This is a genomic window from Photorhabdus luminescens subsp. luminescens (genome assembly GCF_001083805.1).
GTDB lineage: Bacteria > Pseudomonadota > Gammaproteobacteria > Enterobacterales > Enterobacteriaceae > Photorhabdus > Photorhabdus luminescens.
Genome location: NZ_JXSK01000008.1, coordinates 66,567 through 88,331, shown reverse-complemented (window position 1 = coordinate 88,331; position 21,765 = coordinate 66,567). Strand labels below are relative to the sequence as shown.

The window sequence follows — 21,765 nt, the reverse complement described above, 5'->3', positions numbered from 1 at the left end:
TATGTTAATTATAAAATAATATCATTTAATCTAAAGGGGATATATATGAGCGCAAAAAATGATTTTAAAGCTTTTTCTACTAGTAATAATGCTAATGTAGTAAGCCAGCAACTATATGAAGAGATGCCGGAATTGTCGACTGGATTTCCACCGTATAATGTTCCTACCCATGTGTTAAATAAAATATTACGTCAAACGTCAGTAATGGCATCCATCGTGGCTAATTTTATTGCGGAACAATCTGGCGAGGACGTTTTGGATAATGGTGATATAACCAAACTCACTGCACAATTAAAAAAAGCTTTTTATGTCGGATCTAAGCGACCGGGTGATATCTATTTATCTGCACATCCAGCATCAGATTTAGCTAAAGGAGAATATATTGCGAATGGTGCTATTCATGAGATTGATTCAACTGTTGGTCGGGCATTGAATAATTTATCAGATGCGTATAAGGCAGCATGGGGAATCAAACAGAATGGCAATAAAATCAACCTGCCTAATCTGTTTGCCGATGGAAGAGGGGTATTTGTGCGCGCTGGATTGACACCAGGTGTAATACAGGGAGATGCGATTAGAAATATTACAGGTAATTTGGGATGGCAAGCGCATGGGCTTTTTACTCGTACCAGTGGTGTATTTTATGGTGTTAGGAGTACGGCAACAGTCATTGCTGCGGGAACGAATGCTAATAGTAATCATGGATATTCGGCATATGCCACTTTTGATGCATCAAAGGTCGTACCAACGGCAGATGAAAACCGCCCGTTAAATGTCAGTATGATACCGGTAATTTATTTGGGTGTATAAGGTAATAATCTCTCAGTGAGTGCCATAGGAATATAGCCAGAATTTAAATATGGATTTTGGCTATATATGAATAATATGGAATATTATTGAATGGCAGTGATGGGGAGTGTAATAAAATGCTTTAAGGTTATATTTGTGACTTAATGAGAAAATAATTGAAGGAAAAAAAGATATAGAAATAATAATTTCTAATGTTGAATATAATGGTTTTGGGGATGTATTTGATTACAATATATCGCGTTGTTTATTTTTGCACATTATATAAAAATAGTTACTCCTTTTAGTTATAAAAATATTTCATTATCGTTTTTCTAAACTAGACTATTATCGATGTGAATTGTGAGAAATCATCTTTAGTGATAGTTAAATATGTTTATTATGAAATAATGTTATTTAATTTAAGGAGATGTATATGAGTGCAAAAAATGATTTTAAAGCTTTTGCTATCAGTAGTAACGCTAATGTGACTAGTCAACAAAGCTATGAAACATATCCGAATTTGCTGGTTGGGTTTCCAGACAATCAATATATTCCTAATCACATATTAAATAAGATATTACGTCAAGCATCAACTATATCATCTGCTGTAGCTGATTTTATTGCGACAGAATCTGGCACTGATGTTTTGGATGATGGTGATGTAGCTAAAATCACCGCACAATTTAAAAGCGTATTAGACCAAAAAATTGCCAAGTGTTGTAATCTTAATGTGAATACTGCCAACAAGGTTGTGAATGGTTGGTGGAAATGTGGTGATACTGGGATAATTATTCAGTGGGGTCAGGTAGCCGGCTCTATGAATCTAAATGATTACAAAACTTTCGCCATCCCATTTCCTAATGCTTGTTTACAGATTGTTGCGACATATTCTGATTTTGGTCAATATGGCGCAGGGGTTGCTGCTGTACCTCTTTCTGCAAATCAATTTATTGTAACATGTAGAAACTCTGTATATGCGTTAACAAATAGTGTCGTGAGATATTTGGCGATAGGATATTAATTATGTATTTTTATAGCGCAAAGACAAATGCATTCTACCCTATAGAATTGGAACAGAATTATATTGCTTCTGGTTCATTGCCCGATGATATTATTGAGGTTGGTATTGATGTTTATCAAGAATACGCCGCTAATAATGTTCCAGAAGGAAAATATCGTATAGCAGGTCAAAATGGTTTACCGGAATGGGCTGATATTCCTCCGCCAACAAGAGAAGAATTGCAGCAGTATGTTGAAAGTAAAAAGCAACAATTTATTGTAGAGGCTAGTCAGCAGATAGCGCCATTACAAGATGCTGTTGATTTAGGGATTGCGACTAAAGAAGAGGAAACGGCTCTATCAGTATGGAAGAAATACAGAGTCATGCTGAACAGGGTTGATATTTCACAGGCTCCTGATATTGAATGGCCGGAACAGCCAAAATAACGACAGTGGCCTGAATAGACAGGCCATTCTTAGAATAGTTTTGTTAATACTGAATTATCCAACTCTACAGCGACGATGTATTTGCCAGTGAAAATCATTAAATAAAGGAATGAACCGAATATGAGACATATCAGGTAAAACTTGATGGTGTGTTTACCGCATGCTTGAGGATAAATAGATGTGCTCAGATTATTCATAGCCATGTAGGAGCGGGCGGAGAAGGTATGATAACTTCGAGGAAATCAAGAGTTAAAAATACAATTAGTCTCTTGAGGAGAAAATTGTAAATTAGAAAAGATTCAGGTTGTGATTTTATCTTTAATGTATTTAAAATAATGCTGAAAAATCACTAATAGGAGTAGTGTATGAGAACACTAATAGGTTTTTTGGCATTAATACTGTGTGGTATGTCATTCCTATCATTCGGTGCGAGCTTTGATTGCTCAAAAGCTACTAGTAAGGCTGAAAAGTTAATCTGCTCGACCCCGGCATTATCTCAAGCTGATAACAATCTATAATGTTGATTACCTTCAAGCTAAATTGGTTACGGATAACAATGCGGATTTTAAGGCCCTAGTAAAACAGAATTGGGAACTTCGCGAGAAATGCGCAGTAGTTGAATGTCTTCAAGATTGGTAGGATGGCTTAAATGATCTCCTTTTCTTACATTATCGTGCGGACTATTATTACCAAATGGTAGTAAGTGATGAGGAGGAGTGTTATGAACATAGTTTACAAAGTACATTTCGGTGATCGGCAAACTAATTTTGTTGTAAAAGTCACTTATGATGATATGTGGATTGCTGAATGTGATGAGTTAGGGTTAATAACCGAAGCCAAAACCTATGATAAATTGATAGAACGAGTATGGGAGATAGTTCCAGAGTTATACGAGATGAATTTGGGTAGTAATCCTGAGGCGGTGAAAATTAGTTTCGTTCAGGAACAGTCTTACGATTTAAGGATGGTGTTCTGACATGGGATTTGGTTTATATCCTCAACTGAAAGAGATCTTATTGGCGCATGGATGCTATTTTGTTAGATAAGGAAAAGGTAGAGACAAGTCTGATGAAAGCTTTAAGTTAGAAGGTGGAATTTTTCCCAATTCTGTCACTTAGATATTCGTGCCCAAATGCAGAAAGATTCAGTTTAGAATTTAAAACAGAAAGAATTGCAGGAATAGATAGAAAGAATAAGAAAAAAATAGTTCCCAGGCGTTAAATATAGATGGTTTGTATATGTTTTCGATTCAAAAATATTGAAATATTTATTACTTTTAATTATATAGAAACGATTGGCCTTATAAGAAATAAGAATACCGCATTATTATTTTTATGAACTAGACTTTGGTTAGTGTGAATTGCAGAGGGAGTATTTTTTCAATAATTTAATATATTTATTACATAAGAAAATTATTTTATTTAAGAAAATTATATGAGAAAAAATGATTTTAAGTCTTTAGGGTGAAAATTACAACAGACATTCTCAGTGCTTTATTAATATAGAAAGATATTGTCCAGTTTACAGATGTGATGGGCAATAGCGACACATAGGTGGTTACATAAAAGTTTATTAAGGAAATAATAAATTCATTACTTGAAGAAATTAATATACCTGTAAGTTATCCTATTTCGTGGCCGTTACTCTATTTTTCGGTAAAAGTTGTATATTATCCAAAAGGGGCAGAATGGTCAGAGGATTTTAATTTTATAGGCGTGTCAAGACCATGAAACATAGCATTTAACTATATTTTAAGGGCAGCATAATGAGCATATCTTTACTTGAAGAGATTCCGGTAGGAATACCACTTCCTTGGCCGACTGATGTACCACCAATTGGGTGGGTGAAATGTAATGGAGCGATCTTTGATAAAATTTTATATCCAAAATTAGCGGCAGCATATCCATCCGGTGTATTACCCGATTTGCGGGGTGAATTTATTCGTGGTTGGGATGATGGGCGTGGAGTGGACATTAATCGATATCTACTTTCCACTCAACTGGCAGATATCGCTCCACATAGTCACAGAATTGGCCGGATGTGGTCCAACTCAAATGGTGGAACCGATGGTTTGGGTACACCAAGCCGTATTCTCAATAGTGTTTACCAAAATGTTAACTATGGAATTGATACTCGCGGGCTAGGTATTGCTATTGGAATGGGATCTGGTGGCTACGGTTATATGGATAATGTGATTGTTGCTTCAACAGGAATAGAAACACGTCCACGAAACGTAGCATTTAATTATATTGTGAGGATTGCCTGATGAATAAGGCTGTATTGGATAAAAATAATATTGCTATCAGTAGCGGAAATATCATGGTGTTTAATTACGATGCAATTACGCTGGAGTATTTAAACAGCACTGATGAGTATCTTCCTGTTGGTATTGGTCTTCCTGCTAACTCTTGCACAGATGCATTACCTGAGATTAAAGAGGGATATGTCGCTTGCCGTTCATCTGATTTAACCCATTGGCTGATTGTGCCAGATTATCGCGGAAAAACAGCTTACGACAAACAGACTCGTTTACCGCAGAAAATTACTGAAATTGGTGAGTTACCAGAAACTCTGACCTTCGAGAAGCCTGACACCGATTATGACAAATGGAATGGTGAAGAATGGGTAATCGATAAAGACCTTCTCAAATCCAGTCAAATCAATGACGCAAAACAGAAGCAAGTAGAAATGTTGCGACATGCAAATGAAACACTCTCATTGCTACAAGACTCTGTTGACCTTGAAATTGCTAATACGGCAGAAGAAGCTGCTTTGCTAGAGTGGAAAAAATACAGAGTATTACTCGCTCGTGTAGATACTTCACAAGCGCCGGATGTGGAGTGGCCGGAGATGCCCAAATGAATGAGATTGGGTAAGAGGAGTTTTATATCAGATAAGTCTCAAGCATAAAAAACCAACCGTAAAAGGTTGGTTTTTCTAGGGAATTTACATACAGCTCTCTTACTTACTAACCCGTCTTCAAAACTAAGACTCAAATGAGTTTATGAAAATAATGGGCGCGTATTTTGTGAAGACGGTGAGCTATGTAATATTCCCTGAACGTTGTAGATTAAGTATTAGAGTTCAGATACTTAAAGATTCAGTATGGAACATTAAGTAGAGAGAGTTGCAGGAAAAGATAGAGGAAATAAGAGAAAATAATTTTCAGATGTTAAATATATATTTTTGGATATATTTTAAATTTCAAAATGTTGAATTACGTATTTCTGCCTATTATAAAAAAGCAGTTAACGTTATAAATTAATGAAAAAACTACATCATTCTTTTTATGAACTAGACTTTGATTAGCGTGAGTCACAGGGAATTGTTTTTACAATAATTCAACATGTTGATTATAAAGTAATATTATTTAACTTGAGGGGAGAGTATATGAGTTCTAAGAATGATTTTAAGGCTTTTTCTATCAATGATAATGCGAATGTAGTCAGTCAAGAAAGATATGAGGAAAGTCAGAGTTTAAAAACAGGGTTTCCACCAGATAATATTACTGTTCATTTGCTTAATAAGGTATTACGTCAGTCGTCAACAATAGCATCTGTTGTATCTAATTTTATTGCAACATATTCCGGCAATGATGTTTTGGATGATGGGGATATAGTTAAGCTCACTGCCCAATTAAATGGAGCTTTAGATCAAAAAATTGCAACCGAAGTACCAAATGCTTCATTAACACAGAAAGGTGTTGTTCAGCTTATAGAGGTGGTTGGTAATAGTAATATACTTGCTGCAACTCAGAAGCTTGTTTCCGATGTAAATAATAATGCTAACAGCAGATTGTCCAAAAACCAAAATGGTGCAGATATTTCTGATAAAAATGAGTTTGTGAAAAATTTGGGTTTGTCGGAAACGGTGAGTTTGGCTAAGAATTCAGCTCAGCGCGACTGGGTGAGCGGGAACTATGCGTTAAAAAAATCTCAAGAACAATTCACATGCAGTAGTTTAGATGTAGATGCAAATCACGAATATGCAGGTATCCGGCTAAAGAAAAAAGATGGATATTATATTCAGATGGCAACGAATCCTGACGGACAAGATCCATTGACTATCTATTACAGAGATAAAAGTGGCAATACCCTCTATTATGCAAGTTTACAAAAGAAATCCGGAACATTAGCGATGACTGACGATGTTAGTTCTGTAAATATTCCAGTTGGTGCCCCCATCTTGCATTCGTCAAGATACACTCCGAAAGGGTATCTTTGTTGTCATGGTCAGACATTTGATAAATCTCGATATCCGCAATTAGCGGCAGCTTATCCTGACGGTAAAATACCTGATTTGCGTGGTAAATTTGATACATTTAATTACATAGTGAGAGCAGTATGTAGCATAATGACTGAACAAAAATACGCTTTAGAACATGAAACAGCAGTATTGGGTAAAGACGGATTAGCAATTCAAGCAGGTTGGATAAAAGTTTATCACACTAATCAAATTACACGAGAATTTACAAACTCTGATATTGAATATGCCATGCTTGGTGTCAGTTTGTCGGCGGGTGCTTATCTTGATGAGCCAGAGCTGCCCGATTCTGATGATATGGCTATTTGTCGCAGTGAAGACGGTAAGCGTTGGGAAATAGTACCTGACTATCGCGGAAAAATTGTTTACAACAAGCAAACTCGTGCACAGCAAGAAATTACGGAATTGGGCGAGTTGCCAGAAATTCTGACATTCAAGAAACCTGATACCGATTACGATAGATGGAATGGTAAAGAGTGGGTAGTTGATCAAGACCTACTCAAATCCCATCAGATTGCAGAAGCAAAACAGAAGCAAGCAGAACTGTTACTTCAGGCAAATGAAACACTCTCATTGCTACAAGACTCTGTTGACCTTGAAATTGCTACTACGGCAGAAGAAGCTGCTTTGCTAGAGTGGAAGAAATACAGAGTATTACTCGCTCGTGTAGATATTTTACAAACGCCTGATATTGAGTGGCCGGAGATGCCCAAATGAATGAAGTTAGGCAAAAGAGTTTTACACCAGACAAGCCTCAAGCATAAAAAACTAATCGTAATAGGTTGGTTTTTCTAGGGAATTTACATATGGCTCTCTTACTTACCAACTCGTATTCAAAACTGGAGACTCAAATGCATTTATGAGAATAATGGGCGTGTATTTTATGAAGACGGTGAGCTATGTAGTATTCCCTGAACACTGTAGGTTAGGTATTAGGTAAAGATTCAGTGTGGAACATTAAGTAGAGAGAGTTACAGGAAATAATAGAAAAATAGTTTCCAGATATTAAATATATATTTCTAAATATATCTTCAATTTCGAAACATTGAGCTACTTATTACTATTAATTATATAAAGATAGTTAACCTTATAATGAATAATAACGGCGAATTATTATTTTTATGAGTTAAACTTTGATTGGCGTGAGTTGCAAGGGGATTATTTTTGCAATGATTCAAATATATTGATTATGAAATAACATTATCTAACTTAAGGAAGGTATATGAATTACAAGAATGATTTTAAAGCTTTTTCTACTAATAATAATGCCAATGTAGTGAGTCAAGAAGGGTATGAAGAAAGCCGGAGTTTAAAAATGGGGTTTCCGCCAGACGATATTACGGTCCATTTGCTCAATAAAGTATTACGTCAGTCGTCGACAATAACATCTGTTTTAGCTAATTTTATCGCGACATATTCTGGCAATGATGTTCTGGATGATGGTGATTTAGTTAAACTTGCTACTCAATTAAGTCGAGCATTAGAACAAAAAATTGCAGCCGAAGTGCCAAATGCCTCATTAACACAAAAAGGTGTTATTCAGCTCACAGATAGAACCGGTAACAGTAATACCCTCGCGGTAACACAGAAGCTTGTTTCTGATGTAAATGATAATGCTAATAACCGATTGGCAAAAAATCAAAACGGCGCAGATATTCCTGATAAAGATACGTTTGTAAAAAACCTCGGTTTGTCGGAAACCGTGGAGCAGGCGAGAAATGCGGTGTCAACCAATGACTTTAATGAAAAAATGGAAAGTGTGGAAAAAGCTATTGATTGGAAAATCTATCCAGGTCAATTTGGGATTGGCTCATCAAATGGAATGATTGTGCCGGATGGCGATTATAATAATGCTATTATTTCCGGTGTTTATGCCGGGCCGGGAGCAGCAGCAAAGAATGCAATAGGTAACACTCCATATGGACCCTGCTTTGTTTTAGCAAGAGTTCCAGATCATATTTTGCAGCAGGCATATTACAAGAACCAATTCTATTATAGATATAGGGAATACGGGAAATGGGGAGACTGGTACTACGTGATGACGTCAGATCAATGGACTGTTGACGCAAATGGATTCTATAAGAAAGCTTCCCCGATAATTGAAGTTTACCCTGATGGCGCATTCACAACTAACGAAGAATCAGAGGGGGCAAAAGTCACAAAAGAGGGTACCGGTGTATATCGCATATCGAATATTTCGGGCTATAACGCTGATGGTGCTTGGGGTGTGCATGGCGGTATCTCAGTACCAAAAGACAATAACGGCTTAGAACTGATTTTTATCGATGACCGTGTTCAATATAATGGCTCTATTATCATCGAAACCTTTCACAGACAGCATTCACATTTACCAACCCGTTTTCAGAACTGGCGACTTAAGCTTATCGATGAGAATAATGAGCGTGTATTTTACGAAGATGGAGAACCTTGTGATATTCCTGATAACTACTGTTTAGACGTCCGTGTCCAGATGCCGGAAGATATCAGTATGGAACGCCAAGCAGCAGGCGTTAAATGAGTTAAACAGTCGGTAACTTATCAGGGGTGGCTGGCATTTGCACACGAACAGAGATAAATCGGCCTTGTGGGATATCAATCAAATTACCGTCAGTGTAACCTTCTCTCACATTTCTGGCGAATGCTGGCGCATCTGGATGCTCGCGATGATATGTCATGAGTTTTATTGAACCATCTTGCATAACTTCATAATCAACCCAGATGAGGGGTAACTTGTTCTTACATAACGGTATTTCAATTCCGCCATCCCCACCGCCCCAAGCGGCATCTGCATTGAATCCAAGAACTCCAGTGATGAGATAAACCCCCTCTGAAAGCCGTTCGACTGTTGCCTCTTTAGATTCGTCATTCGTTTTGAATGTGCCATCGGAATAGATTTCTACTATCGGGGAAGATTGCTTAAGGAATCCGTTAGTGTCGGGTTTTGCGTTGCTTGTTGACCAAATGCTATACCACGGATTCCAACGACCAGCACCGTCTCCATTACGCGACCTAAAGTATAAACCACTACTTCCCGCATAATATGCAGCTTGAATCATAAGATCATAACCACGAAATGCTCCTCCTCCTGAAAGTTTAATACCAGGGCCCGTTATTCCGGCCCCATTTAGCCCTTCTGAGTATCCAAAAAATGTAGAATTAGGTGGAACTTTATCAAAATCATCGATTGTGGAATATGAGTTTTTCCCAACAACACCACCATTTGAGCTAATAACTTCATCTATTGTTGCTAGTGTACCGCCTTTCTCCGGTGTTATTAATGTATATCTGCGTTTGCGGGCTGCATCGTTAGCGTAAATTGTGATTCTGTTACCCTGTGTCCCTTCAAGACCAATGATGTGGCCGTTTGTCGCGGCAAACTCAAGATTTGGCCAATTCGAAGCATTATTGATTCTCAATGTACCTGTTTGGACATTTAAATTACTCGAAATCGGAAAAGCCCCCACATCCCCGGCACTCAAACTGACATCCCCAGTCAACGCCTTACCATTAATTTTCCGGCTGCTCGGTACGGCATTTCTCGCCTGCTCCACGGTTTCCGACAAACCGAGGTTTTTTAGAATCCTCAAATTCATGATCATTCCTATACCAATAGCCCTTGTTGGTATTAAACAGGATTAAACATGGCAAAGATAGGCTATATCCGGGTATCAACAAATGACCAAAACAGTGATTTACAGTGAAATACTTTGATGAGTATAAATTGTGAGCAGATCTTTATGGGTATTACTTACTCGTGTAGATGTTTCACAAGCGCCTGATGTGATTTGGCCGGAGATGCCGAAGTGAAGAATAATTAGATAATTTTATGTTTTTAGTCAGGAAAAGCTGGCTTATCAGTAGCTATAAATACCAGATTTGAAGTTGGGGTTTTACACCCATTTTACACCAAGCAAATTTCAGGCACAAAAAAACCAAGCGTAAGAGGTTGGTTTTTCTAGGGGAATTTGGTCGGCATGAGAGGATTTGAACCTATGATCCGACACTCCATGACAATAGCATTATTTGGCTCAAGGCCTTGCTACACATGGGTTTCGTGAGTTTTGACTGTGAATGCAAACAGTGCAGATTCTGCAAACCAGATTAGTTCAAAAAACTTGTTAAAACTAGATATTCAAAAATGGATCTCAGAATTCAAAGTCAGAGTATAATGAAGTGGTTAAACTCGATGCTGAATTAGTTATGTCCCATTTTGGCGCTGGGTTATTTTCGATACGGAATATAAGAACCTCTCAGATATGATTATTCAATCAAAGCGAATGTGTCGCTTGTTTAATAAGGTAAAACCAGTAACCTATTTTACAAAGGTGGAGAGCCTTGTGATATTCCTGAACACTGTAGATTAGATGTTAGAGTTAAAATGCCTAAAGATTCAATGTGGAATGTTAAGCCGCGGGAGTTGCAGGAAAGGATTAAAGTAATAAAAGAAAAATAGTTTTCAGATGTTAAATATAAATGGGTTTAGTATATCTTTGATTGATAAATATTTTGTTTTTACTCTTTGGATTATATAAAAATAATCAGCTTTCTGAGTTATAAGGATGTTTTATTATTATTTTGTTGAAATACACTTAATTGTGATAAGTCGTCTATAAATCTATAAAATAATATTATTTAATTTAAGGGGTGTATATGAGTCAGAAGAATGATTTTAAAGCTTTTTCTATTAGTGATAATGCGAATGTAGTGAGTCAGAGATTATATGAAGAAAGTAAGGATTTACTGACGGGGTTTCCACCAAATGATGTTCCAACTCACTTGTTAAATAAAGCATTGCGTCAATCATCAACCATATCATCTGTCGTAGCTAATTTCATTGCGACACAATCTGGTGATGATGTTCTGGATGATGGAAACGTAGTTAAACTAACCGCACAATTAAATAGAGCTTTAGAACAAAAAACCACAACAAAAGTTCCCGATGCCTCATTAACACAAAAGGGCGTTGTTCAGCTTACGGATGTGGTGGGCAATAGCGACACATTGGCGGTTACACAAAAGCTTGCTCAGGAAATAATAAATTCATTACGTGAAGAGATTAATATCAGTAATAAAGCTAATTATCTACCCGTGGGTACTCCTATTCCTTGGCCTACTGATATACCGCCAGTTGGGTGGTTACAATGTAACGGAGCCGAGTTTGATAAAGCAGCTTACCCACAATTAGCGGCAGCATATCCCACAGGAAAATTACCTGATTTGCGTGGGGAATTTATTCGTGGCTGGAGTGGGAAACGTGGTGTGGATAATGGTCGTAAGATTTTATCGTTGCAGGGAGACGCCATTAGAAATATCACGGCATTCGTACAAGGACGCACGGATATAGCCAACGGGAGAATATTTTCAGGTAATGATGATAGGTCTGGAGCATTTTTAACATCAGGCGAATACGGAGATTACGTTGTAAGGTCTCAAGGGCCAATGAGTAGTGTAGGTGCACGTGATCGACTTGCAGCATTATCGTTTGATGCGTCTCGTGTTGTGCCGACTGCAAATGAAAATCGCCCCCGCAACGTCGCATTTAACTACATAGTGAGAGCAGCATAATGACAGAACAAAAGTACTCTTTAGAACATGAAACAGCCGTATTGGGTAAAGACGGATTGGCTATTCAAGCCGGCTGGATAAAGGTTTATCACTCGAATCAGATAACGAGAGAATTCACAAACTCTGATATCGAGTATGTCATGCTTGGTGTCAGTTTATCGGCTGGGGCCTATCCTGACGCGCCAAAGCTTCCCGATTCTCACGATAAGGCCGTCTGTCGCAGTGAAGACGGTAAGTGTTGGGAAATACTTCCTGATTACAGAGGAAAAATCGCTTACGACACGTTAACTCGTGCGCCGATAGAGATAACAGAAATCGGTGAGTTACCCGCAACACTAACCTTCAAGAAGCCTCCCACCGATTTCGACAAATGGGATGGTAAAGAGTGGGTAGTTGATAAAGACTTACTCAAGTCTCATCAAATCAACGAAGCAAAACAGAAGCAAGCAGCACTGTTACAGCAAGCAAATGAAACACTCTCATTGCTACAAGACTCGGTTGACTTAGAAGTCGCTACAGACTCAGAGAAAGCCGCTCTGTTAGAGTGGAAGAAATACCGGGTATTGCTGACTCGTGTAGATGTTTCACAAGCGCCGGATGTGGAGTGGCCGGAGGTGCCGAAGTGAAGAGTAATAATTAGATAATTTTATGTTTTTAGTCAGGAAAAGCTGGCTTATCAGTAGCTATAAATACCAGATTTGAAGTTGGGGTTTTACCAGAGTTTTACCAAAATTTTACCAGAGCCAAATCCCACAAATAAAAAAACCAACCGTAAGAGGTTGGTTTTTCTAGAGGAATTTGGTCGGCATGATAGGATTTGAACCTACGACCCCCGACACCCCATGACGGTGCGCTACCAAGCTGCGCTACATGCCGATAATTCGTATTATAGTACTGATTTTTTATCTAAAAGCAAGTACTGAATTTTGTGACCGATTGATTTTTAAGCATTTAGTTGGCTATAAAATGTTTAACCTCGGTTAGTATCTGTAACAGTTGCGCCAAATTGGGCTTAGCATCTTTGATTTTATTGCCTTCCAAGTCATATAAGTGATAATCACCATTTTTATCCAGGAACAGGGTGTTTTCGCTGGTTGTAATGATAAGGGAACCATCATCACCGGTAATCACCCACGGATTATCACGCTGTGTTGCAAATAGATCTTGGCCTTGAGAATAATCAGCAGGAGTATTGCTGACATGCAACAAACGTTGCATTAATGTTGTCATGACGTCCTGATGATTGGTCAGTTTATTAATTGTCTGTGATGGTGTTCCAGGCCAATGAATTAGCAGTGGAACGTGCATTTGAGCACGATTAAATTTGCCATTGTTGATCCATTTAGGTGGATGTGTAGAGGCGATTTCACTATGTTCAGCGGTAATAACAATGACCGTGTTGTTCAGTGCATTTTTATTTTTTAGCGTCTCTAATACCATATTAATTGTATCATCGAGCGCAGCAGCATTACCTAGTGCATCAATTTTATCCAATCCACTCATTCTTAAGAAAGAGAACCACGGGGCGTTAGTATTGGGTAAGTTTAGCCATTGTTGCCATTGTTCGACCGTCAGTTGGTTACTTTGGTTGACTTCGGTCGGTAATGAGTAGTCGGAAAGTAATGCATGACGATAAAGCGGAGTATCAAATCCCACGGAAGAGAATAGGCCGAATTGATATCCTTGATGAGTCAGGGCATCAATTAGGGCTGATGATTTACGTCCAGCCAGTATTCCATCCAGATAACCGGAAGAAATGCCATAAAACAATCCGAATAGGGCAGTATCATTTTGAATCCCAGTACTGAAATGTTGATTGAACTGAATGTTGGTTTCTCTGAAATGAGAGAGCACAGGCATATTCTCTGTAATATCTCTATTATCCAGTTTATCAACTACCAGTATTAACAGATTGTATCCGCTTCCTTTATCCTGATAAGTCAGATCATTAAGTGGATATTCCACTGTCAGCGCAGCAGGATCACCCTGTTGCATAAGGCGGCGCTGATATTCTTGTTGATCGAGCAGACCATGTTTTTCAAGAAATTTACGCGCGGTCATTGGATAGGAGAGCGGCAGGTTAGAGCGTTGCATGGTAATAGGACGATAAAAATTAGCATCAGCCCAGATATACATCAAATGGGAAGCTAAAAAAGCCGAAATAAAGACGACAGCCAGTGGCTTACCAAACCGTTGCCGATTCAGGCTGCGTAGTTTCTGCCAACTCCAGGTGCCAAATAGCATCTGTATCAGAAAAATAACGGGAATACAGATGAACATTAGCTGCCATTCTCGCGCTAGCTCCCCTTGATCAGGATTGATAACTAAATCCCACACCAAAGGTGTAAGGTGAAGATGGAAACGGTTGTATATGGCAATATCGAATATTAACAGTGTCAGCCCGGCTGTGGCGAAAATGGCTGAGAGAAACCTTAGCAAGCGCTGTGACATGACAATAAATGTCAGTGGAAACAGGACCAGCAAATAAGCGGCAAAAATAATAAAACTAAAGTGCCCAAGCCAACTAGCCAGAGCATAGACTCGGCCGAACAGTGAGTTCGGCCAGTCAGAAACAAACAGGTAACGACTACCTAATCCAAGACTGAACAGAATATTAAATAGGGCAAACCAATGCCCCCAGCTAATCATTTGGGAAACTTTTTCACGATAACGCTGACGGCTAGTCACCATATTTTGTTTACGTTGTAGTCTTAGTTAAAAAATTAATGGGCTTTATCTTCGTTTACCGAAGATTTAAGCGCGTGTGCAAACGAGTCAGCAATATGTCTGCGCTGTGCAGGAGATATACTCGTATTGATTAAGTTTGTTACCATATTGCCCAGTACCATTAAAGAAAGGTCTGTCGGCGTATGGTTTCTTTCCAGAACACTGACGAGTTCTGTTAATAAGCGTTCAACGTGTTCGTCACTGTAACGAGATGACTGTGGCATAGATTTAAACTTCCTGAACTAACAAAGCACATTATCTTACCGTATAGATGCGTGTTTTTCTGCTCTTTTGTGGCAAATTAATTCACGGTTAAGATTATGTTGCAGTAATAACCCATTTTTAGCAATTTTTTGATATCTGCCAGTAAATTATAGTTGATGGCAGATAACGAAACGTTATTTTCTTTCGGGGTTTTTTATTGCAGTCGTTTGTTATCGGTGTTTGAATGCGTGTTTCAAAACGCATGAAGTCAGCCGCGAAAGGAGTAGAAAGAATGAGTCTGCAAATAGACCAGATTGCCTTGCATCAATTAATCAAGCGTGATGAACAGACATTAGATGTCGTGTTGCGTGATTCTTTACTCGCCGCCGATCACGTGGTGGAAGATATGATGGCTGAATTACACCGGGTATACAGCGCAAAAAGTAAAGCTTACGGCTTATTTAATGAAGAGAGTGAATTGGCAGAAGCGCTCAGACATCAGCGTAAAGGCGATGAAGATTTTCTTGGGTTCAGCCGTGCAGCAACGGCACGTCTGAGGGATGAGCTGGCGAAATATCCGTTTGCCGAAGGGGGAACGGTCTTGTTTTGTCAGTATCGCTATCTGGCGGTAGAGTATTTACTGATTGCTGTGCTTAATAGCTGTAACAGTATGTCTGTTAACGATAATTTGGATTTAAATACTACGCATTATCTGGATATTCCTCATGCTGATATTGTCGCTCGTATAGATTTGACGGAGTGGGAAACTAATCCTGAATCAAGCCGTTATTTGACATTTCTGAAAGGCCGGGTAGGGCGTAAAGTTTCAGATTTCTTTATGGATTTTCTTGCTGCCAGTGAAGGTATGAATGCGAAAGTTCAGAATAAAGGCCTGCTACAAGCGGTTGATGATTATTGTGAATCTGGCGAGCTTAATAAAAATGAGCGTCAGGCGTATCGCCAGCAAGTATACAGCTATTGTAATGAACAATTGCAGGCGGGAGAGGAAATCGAAATTAAGGAGTTGTCTCAGGCATTACCCACGTTTGGGGAGCAGAATTTTCAGCAGTTTTCTCAGGCGCAGGGATATGAACTGGAAGAGAGTTTTCCGGCAGATCGCAGTACGTTGCGGCAGCTAACTAAATTTGCCGGCAGTGGCGGCGGATTAACAATTAATTTTGATGCGATGTTATTTGGTGAAAGAATTTTCTGGGACCCAGCAACGGATACTTTAACTATTAAAGGTACGCCGCCAAATTTACGTGACCAGTTACAGCGCCGTAATGGTGGTCATTGAGGTTGACAAATAAATAACGCCGCAAATGCGGCGTTATTTACTCGGCGTCCCGAAAAGCTCGGCTGTGGCTAATTAAGCACGCAGGAAGTCAATGTGCGCCAGTTTTGGCTTAAACGGATGGCGCTGTACAGCCTGCACTTTAACTTTAGTTTCTTTACCGTCGATAACCAGGGTCAGAACTTCGCTATAAAATTCAGCTTTGCGTTCCATATTAATAACCTGATCGTGATCCAGCTCAATAGAAACTGGCTCTTGGTTGCCACCGTATACGATAGCTGGGAACTTGTTAGCTCTGCGCAGGCGGCGGCTCGCACCTTTGCCCTGCTCTTTACGTACTTCTGCATTAATAGTAAACATTATTTTTTCTCTTTAAGAAGAAAATAAACCCTGCTACAGGCGACCCAGCAGCAGGTTCGAGATTTGGCTTAACATAGGTTAAGCGGGCGGCATTCTAGCGAAAAATGGCGGTTACAGCAAATGGAATAGGTCAATCTGAATCTATTAGTACGATTCCTATTAATATGATTCCTATTAATATAGTTCGTCTGCTCGTCGGAAACGTCCTTGGTAATCAAAGACTTTTTCACGAATCTGCCAGAATCGACCTTTTTTACGGGCGACAATAAAATCTGGATGACGTAATAAAGGTTGCTGGTGAACGATATCTGAGGCGGTTTTCCAGTTAAAAGGTATGGCCGGAGCACGTTGATGCTGACGAAGAAATTGGTGCTCAAAGAGCCGTCGCTGGGCAGGGGTTGTAAGTCGAAAACGTTCGGAAACGTCAGCACCATCTTCATCGTAATAAATGATTTTCAGCCATTCTCCTTTACTATCAATTTCAGGGGTGAGCTGCATACCACCACAACGTAGCACCAGTGCGTCTTTGAGTTTTAATGCGGCTTTCAGCATATCGTCAGGATCAACCAGCACCGCTTGACAACTGTAGCAGCGCCGCGCCGCGATATCGTTTTCTGTATTGCAGTGAGGGCAGAGTTTGAAACGAAAACGGAACTCACATTGATGGCGTTTGCCGTATTGATCCTTTTCCCAACCCTGACAGCGGCGGCCAAAATGTTCAATAATTTCCCCGTCGGAAGTGCATTTTCCCCAAAATATATTGGCAAAGTTGCAGATAGGGCAGAATACTTGAACTGGTTGGCTCTGTTTATCGGGTTTATTGCTGCCAACTTCTGGTGTATAGAGATCATGAGGATTTCCTGCATAATCGAGAATCAAACAATCTTTTTTGCTGGGAAATAATCGTAAACCACGACCAATAATTTGCTGATATAGACTGACGGATTCAGTAGGACGCAGAATGGCTATCAGATCAACATGAGGAGCATCAAATCCAGTTGTCAATACAGCGACGTTAACCATATAGCGCAATTGCTGAGTTTTAAAGGCTTCGATAAATAGATCACGATCAGCGGTTGATGTATCGGCGCTGACTAATGCGGCTTGGCCGGAAGGGAGTAATTGAACAATCTCTTTGGCATGTTCGACAGTTGCGGCAAAAAGCATAACGCCTTTGCGATCAGCGGAATATTCAATGACTTGTTTTATAATATGAGGTGTGATGCGTTTTTGTCGTTTAATTTCGTGATTTAAATTAGTTTCATTGAAGATACCTTGCTGACTGGAGCGAACTTGGCTGAAATCATATTGCATAACCGGCATATCTAGCCGCTTTGGGGGCACCAGGAAACCGTGTTTAATCATATAACGCAGGGGTAATTCATAGATGCAATCACGGAAAAAACAGTTTTCATCACCACGGATCATTCCGTGATAGTGATATTGATATATCCAGCCGATAGCCAGTCTGTAAGGTGTTGCTGTTAAGCCAAGAATACGTAGCTGCGGGTTATTTTGCCGAAGGTGATGAATAATTTGCTGATACTGGCTGTTTTCATCATCGCTGATGCGGTGGCACTCATCAATTATCAGCAAAGAGAATTGATTATCAAAATGTTCAAGATTACGGGTGACAGATTGCACACTACCAAATACGACTTTTCCTGCACTTTGCTTTTGCTGCAATCCGGCGGAAAAAATATCTGCCGGTAAACCGTATGCGCAATATTTGCTGTAGTTTTGTGCAACTAATTCTTTTACATGCGCTAATACTAATACTTTCCCACGAGCTAATTTTGCCAGTTCAGCAATAACTAGGCTTTTACCTGCTCCAGTTGGTAATACAATGACCGCAGGCTCATGATGGTGCCGGAAATGATTAACAGTAGCATCCACGGCTTCTTGCTGATAGGGACGTAAAGTAAAAGTCATAATCGTTCCGCAACAGAAAAATATTCGTAAAAGAGTAACATTTTTCTTATCAATTTGCTGTGGACGGAAGTCAAGGTAAGATAATTATCTGATTGAGTGAAACTATAACTGGTTATACCCGTCATCTTTCAAGTTGCCTCTTTGTTGGCTGCACTCACTCACCCCGGTCACATAGTTATCTATGCTCCCGGGGATTCGCTCCCTTGCCGTCGCGATGCATCTTGAAATCCATTGGGTATATAACAAATAGATAATTGTTGTTTATAGTAAACATAAACATAGTTATGATTAGCTTTCAAATCTTTTTGGTTCATTTCACATCTTCTTTTTTGGTGGCTCAGTGTTGTAGTGTCAAGGTAGTGCCAAAATAGTAGTGGATAACATTCATTGTTAAATTAATTAATACAGGTGTCTTCATCCATGCGATTGGATAAATTTTTGTCACAACAGCTTGGTATCAGTCGGAATGACGTAGGACGCGAGTTGCGTGCAGGGCGTATCACTGTTGATGACGAGATTGTAAAAACCGGAGCTTATAAATTAACTCCAGAGCAACAGGTTATGTTTGATGGTTCGTTATTGGAACAGCAGCAAGGGCCTCGTTATTTTATGCTAAATAAACCGCAAGGGTATGTTTGTTCCACTGATGATCCAATAAATCCGACAGTTCTCTATTTTATTGATGAACCGGCTGCGCATAAATTACATACGGCTGGCAGGCTGGATATGGATACCACCGGTCTGGTTTTGCTAACTGATGATGGTCAATGGTCACATCGTATTACTTCCCCGAAACATCATTGTAAAAAAACATATCTAGTCACACTTGAATGTCCGGTTGCAGCAGAGACGGCAGATAAATTTCTTGCAGGGGTTCAACTTAATGGTGAAAAGACAGTGACAAAACCTGCCCAACTAGAAATTCTGGAGTCTCAGGTAGCCCGCTTGACGATTAGTGAAGGGCGTTACCATCAGGTAAAACGTATGTTTGCAGCGGTAGGTAATCGGGTAATAGCGCTCCATCGTGAGCGAATTGGTGAAATCATTTTAGATCCTGAATTGGAACCAGGAGAGTATCGTTCATTAACTGAGCAAGAAATTGCCAGTATCAATGTTCCTTAATCCTATTTTTAGTTAATTGTTTTAAATTATTGGAGCAATATACGTGCAACAACAACGATCATCCTATTTAGGACTGATTTTAATTCTTGGGCTGCTTTCTATGTTAATGCCTCTTGCCATTGATATGTATTTACCGAGTTTGCCGACCGTTGCCGAAGATTTCGGTGTGGATAATGGTCAGGTTCAGATGACGCTAAGCAGTTATATTCTTGGTTTTGCTATCGGTCAAATGGTATATGGCCCAATGGCTGACAGTTTGGGGCGTAAGCCAGTTATTCTGGGGGGAGTTACTGTATTTGCTTTAACTTCGGCTGCATGCGCAATGGTTCAGAATATTGATGATTTTATTTATATGCGCTTTTTGCATGGATTCTCTGCTGCCGCTGCGGGAGTTGTTATCAATGCGCTCATGCGAGATCTGTTCACCAAAGATGAATTTTCGCGTAGCATGTCTTTTGTGATATTAGTAATGACCATTGCTCCATTAATTGCTCCAATTCTTGGTGGCATGATAATGATTTGGTTTACATGGCATGCTATTTTCTGGAGTATTGCGGTGACTTCTGTTATTGCCGTATTCCTTATTGCTTTCTTTATAAGAGAGACTTTGCCAAAAGAGAAAAGACAAAAATTTCATCTGCGTACAACTGTAAGTCAGTTTATTATGTTATTTCGCCAGCGTCGTGTATTTTGCTATATGCTTGCCAGCGGTTTTTCATTTGCAGGAATGTTTTCTTTTCTCAGTGCAGGGCCATTTGTTTATATTGAGTTAAATGGTGTTTCTCCTCAGCATTTTGGTTATTACTTTGCGCTTAACATCGTATTTCTGTTTGTGATGACGACAATAAATAGTCGCTATGTCCGGCGCTTTGGTGCGTTGAAGATGATGTATTTTGGTTTGAGTGTGCAGTTTGTGATGGGGATCTGGTTATTACTGTCTACCACACTCGATTTTGGCTTCACTGCTCTGGTCATCGGTGTTGCAGCTTATATATGTGGTATTTCTATGATTACATCCAATGTCATGGCGGTGGTTTTAGATGATTATCCGCATATGGCCGGAACAGTGTCTTCATTGGCGGGTACAATTCGTTTTGGTATTAGTGCCTTAGTTGGTGTATTACTTGCCATGTTACCTGCACGTAATGCCTGGCCAATGGTTGGTTCTATGGTTTTATCTGTTATTTTGGCTGTATTGCTTATTGTATACGCAAAAAAGAGGCGGTAAATAAAAACAGAAGGCTGTTTTCATGTGCAGCCTTTTCCTTAAAAAGAAAATTATTGTCAGCGAAAAATATTTTTGATGATATTTTCTGGTTATAATTTTATGCGATATTATTGAAGAGCTATTTTATCTTAAAATGTATATCTGCTCTCATTGATATATTCTTGATTGGTAGGGGTAAAATTTGATATGATTTATTGAAAATAGTAAGTTAAATCATATTATTATGATATTTTTTTCTTATTCTAAGATTTACCATTAAGCAATGAAGCTGTAATAAATTTGTGGTATCAGTCGCATTTTCTGTATCATTGAAATTATCATTAAAAACGATAATGTTATTAAAGGGAATATTTTTCCTGAATATTCCGGGGAACTGAACAATTGGCTATGCTTAATAGCTATAAATGGTGATACTGATCTATTTGTGGAGAGGTGAAACTATTGTCGCTTCACTGTTTTTTTATTATTGTTGTTGCGTATTTGTTGATTTTTGTATTCCCGTTGAGCTGAGAGGTTAACTTTTCACAATAAGGAAATTCCGAAATGTTTTGCCGTGCGAATAAGTTGTTGTTGATGCATTGATGGTGATTATAAGTCTTTGTTGTATTTTTGTTAAATTAAAAAATATTAAATGGCGTTATCATTAGGTTGTCATTAATTATACCTTATAAAACACATTGTTATCTATTTGTTTTTACAGTTCTTATTTGATTTTTATGTTAAAGTGTTGAGTTGAAAAAATAAAATATGTAAACAATCATTAAACATAAAGTTGGGTTTTTGCATAAAAATTAGTTGAGTTTTCTTTAAAAAAAGTATAAATATATGAGAAATG

At 38.8% G+C, this 21,765-nt stretch carries 18 protein-coding genes, 1 tRNA gene and 3 pseudogenes; 16 read left to right on the top strand and 6 right to left on the bottom strand.

The genetic code is table 11. The features are described 5' to 3' along the window. Positions 1–45 precede the first annotated feature (45 nt). The 10 genes and pseudogenes from TI10_RS17340 (at position 46) to TI10_RS17305 (ending at position 9,016) form a co-directional block, all read left to right on the top strand. Positions 46–810 (top strand): hypothetical protein, encoded by a 765-nt coding sequence (locus tag TI10_RS17340; protein WP_049584650.1) that lies wholly within the window; start codon positions 46–48, stop codon positions 808–810. A 412-nt stretch (positions 811–1,222) separates the two neighbouring features. Beyond that, positions 1,223–1,810, top strand: a complete 588-nt coding sequence (locus TI10_RS17335) for a gp53-like domain-containing protein (RefSeq protein WP_049584649.1) — start codon at positions 1,223–1,225, stop codon at positions 1,808–1,810. A 2-nt stretch (positions 1,811–1,812) separates the two neighbouring features. Further along, on the top strand, positions 1,813–2,235 hold the full coding sequence (locus tag TI10_RS17330) for a tail fiber assembly protein (protein ID WP_049584648.1): 423 nt from the start codon (positions 1,813–1,815) through the stop codon (positions 2,233–2,235). A gap of 721 nt (positions 2,236–2,956) precedes the next feature. After that, a complete protein-coding gene (locus TI10_RS17325; protein ID WP_049584647.1) occupies positions 2,957–3,211 on the top strand; it encodes a DUF1902 domain-containing protein in 255 nt (84 codons plus the stop codon). 813 nt (positions 3,212–4,024) lie between these two features. After that, a pseudogene (locus tag TI10_RS17320) lies at positions 4,025–4,501 on the top strand (phage tail protein); the annotation flags it as partial. After that, positions 4,501–5,097 carry a tail fiber assembly protein gene (locus TI10_RS17315; RefSeq protein WP_049584645.1) on the top strand — a complete coding sequence of 199 codons (597 nt, stop codon included), beginning with the start codon at positions 4,501–4,503 and terminating at the stop codon, positions 5,095–5,097. The pseudogene TI10_RS17320 and the gene TI10_RS17315, both read left to right, overlap by 1 nt. Before the next feature lie 528 nt (positions 5,098–5,625). Beyond that, a pseudogene (locus TI10_RS24130) lies at positions 5,626–6,036 on the top strand (tail fiber protein); the annotation flags it as partial. 228 nt (positions 6,037–6,264) lie between these two features. Continuing rightward, positions 6,265–6,537 (top strand): annotated as a pseudogene (locus tag TI10_RS26510) (tail fiber protein); the annotation flags it as partial. Positions 6,538–6,588: 51 nt separating this feature from the next. Beyond that, entirely contained in the window at positions 6,589–7,215 is a 627-nt protein-coding gene (locus tag TI10_RS17310) for a tail fiber assembly protein (protein WP_049584821.1), read from the top strand. 505 nt (positions 7,216–7,720) lie between these two features. Continuing rightward, positions 7,721–9,016 carry a pyocin knob domain-containing protein gene (locus tag TI10_RS17305; RefSeq protein WP_049584644.1) on the top strand — a complete coding sequence of 432 codons (1,296 nt, stop codon included), beginning with the start codon at positions 7,721–7,723 and terminating at the stop codon, positions 9,014–9,016. A 1-nt stretch (position 9,017) separates the two neighbouring features. On the opposite strand, the gene TI10_RS26170 is transcribed toward TI10_RS17305, so the two are convergent. Next, a complete protein-coding gene (locus TI10_RS26170) occupies positions 9,018–10,091 on the bottom strand; it encodes a phage tail fiber protein (RefSeq protein WP_053093473.1) in 1,074 nt (357 codons plus the stop codon). Between the two features lie 130 nt (positions 10,092–10,221). Between TI10_RS26170 and TI10_RS26710 the strand changes: the two genes are divergently transcribed. The 3 genes from TI10_RS26710 (at position 10,222) to TI10_RS17290 (ending at position 12,689) form a co-directional block, all read left to right on the top strand. Continuing rightward, positions 10,222–10,305 carry a tail fiber assembly protein gene (locus tag TI10_RS26710; RefSeq protein ID WP_367889019.1) on the top strand — a complete coding sequence of 28 codons (84 nt, stop codon included), beginning with the start codon at positions 10,222–10,224 and terminating at the stop codon, positions 10,303–10,305. Between the two features lie 843 nt (positions 10,306–11,148). Next, a complete protein-coding gene (locus TI10_RS17295; RefSeq protein WP_049584643.1) occupies positions 11,149–12,063 on the top strand; it encodes a tail fiber protein in 915 nt (304 codons plus the stop codon). Further along, positions 12,063–12,689 carry a tail fiber assembly protein gene (locus tag TI10_RS17290; RefSeq protein ID WP_049584642.1) on the top strand — a complete coding sequence of 209 codons (627 nt, stop codon included), beginning with the start codon at positions 12,063–12,065 and terminating at the stop codon, positions 12,687–12,689. Before TI10_RS17295 ends, TI10_RS17290 begins: the two co-directional genes overlap by 1 nt. 173 nt (positions 12,690–12,862) lie before the next feature. Here TI10_RS17290 and TI10_RS17285 read toward each other — a convergent pair. From TI10_RS17285 to TI10_RS17275, 3 genes are all read right to left on the bottom strand, one after another. Beyond that, positions 12,863–12,939, bottom strand: a tRNA-Pro gene (locus tag TI10_RS17285). 75 nt (positions 12,940–13,014) lie between these two features. Beyond that, a complete protein-coding gene (gene yejM / locus TI10_RS17280) occupies positions 13,015–14,754 on the bottom strand; it encodes an LPS biosynthesis-modulating metalloenzyme YejM (RefSeq protein WP_049584641.1) in 1,740 nt (579 codons plus the stop codon). 32 nt (positions 14,755–14,786) lie between these two features. After that, the gene (locus TI10_RS17275; protein ID WP_049584640.1) at positions 14,787–15,014 is read right to left on the bottom strand and encodes a YejL family protein; all 228 of its coding nucleotides are present in this window, start codon (positions 15,012–15,014) and stop codon (positions 14,787–14,789) included. A gap of 272 nt (positions 15,015–15,286) precedes the next feature. Between TI10_RS17275 and yejK the strand changes: the two genes are divergently transcribed. Next, positions 15,287–16,291, top strand: a complete 1,005-nt coding sequence (gene yejK / locus TI10_RS17270) for a nucleoid-associated protein YejK (protein WP_049584639.1) — start codon at positions 15,287–15,289, stop codon at positions 16,289–16,291. 72 nt (positions 16,292–16,363) lie between these two features. Here the strand turns inward: yejK and rplY are convergent, their stop codons facing one another. Both rplY and TI10_RS17260 read right to left on the bottom strand, forming a co-directional pair. After that, a complete protein-coding gene (gene rplY, locus TI10_RS17265) occupies positions 16,364–16,648 on the bottom strand; it encodes a 50S ribosomal protein L25 (RefSeq protein ID WP_049584638.1) in 285 nt (94 codons plus the stop codon). A gap of 174 nt (positions 16,649–16,822) precedes the next feature. Further along, positions 16,823–18,580 carry a DEAD/DEAH box helicase gene (locus TI10_RS17260; RefSeq protein ID WP_049584637.1) on the bottom strand — a complete coding sequence of 586 codons (1,758 nt, stop codon included), beginning with the start codon at positions 18,578–18,580 and terminating at the stop codon, positions 16,823–16,825. 420 nt (positions 18,581–19,000) lie between these two features. Here TI10_RS17260 and rsuA point away from each other — a divergent pair, with 420 nt between their 5' ends. Both rsuA and TI10_RS17250 read left to right on the top strand, forming a co-directional pair. Then, a complete protein-coding gene (gene rsuA, locus TI10_RS17255; protein WP_049584636.1) occupies positions 19,001–19,702 on the top strand; it encodes a 16S rRNA pseudouridine(516) synthase RsuA in 702 nt (233 codons plus the stop codon). Between the two features lie 43 nt (positions 19,703–19,745). Then, positions 19,746–20,930, top strand: coding sequence for a Bcr/CflA family multidrug efflux MFS transporter (locus TI10_RS17250; RefSeq protein WP_049584635.1), 1,185 nt, complete (start codon positions 19,746–19,748; stop codon positions 20,928–20,930). The last annotated feature ends 835 nt before the right edge of the window (positions 20,931–21,765 follow it).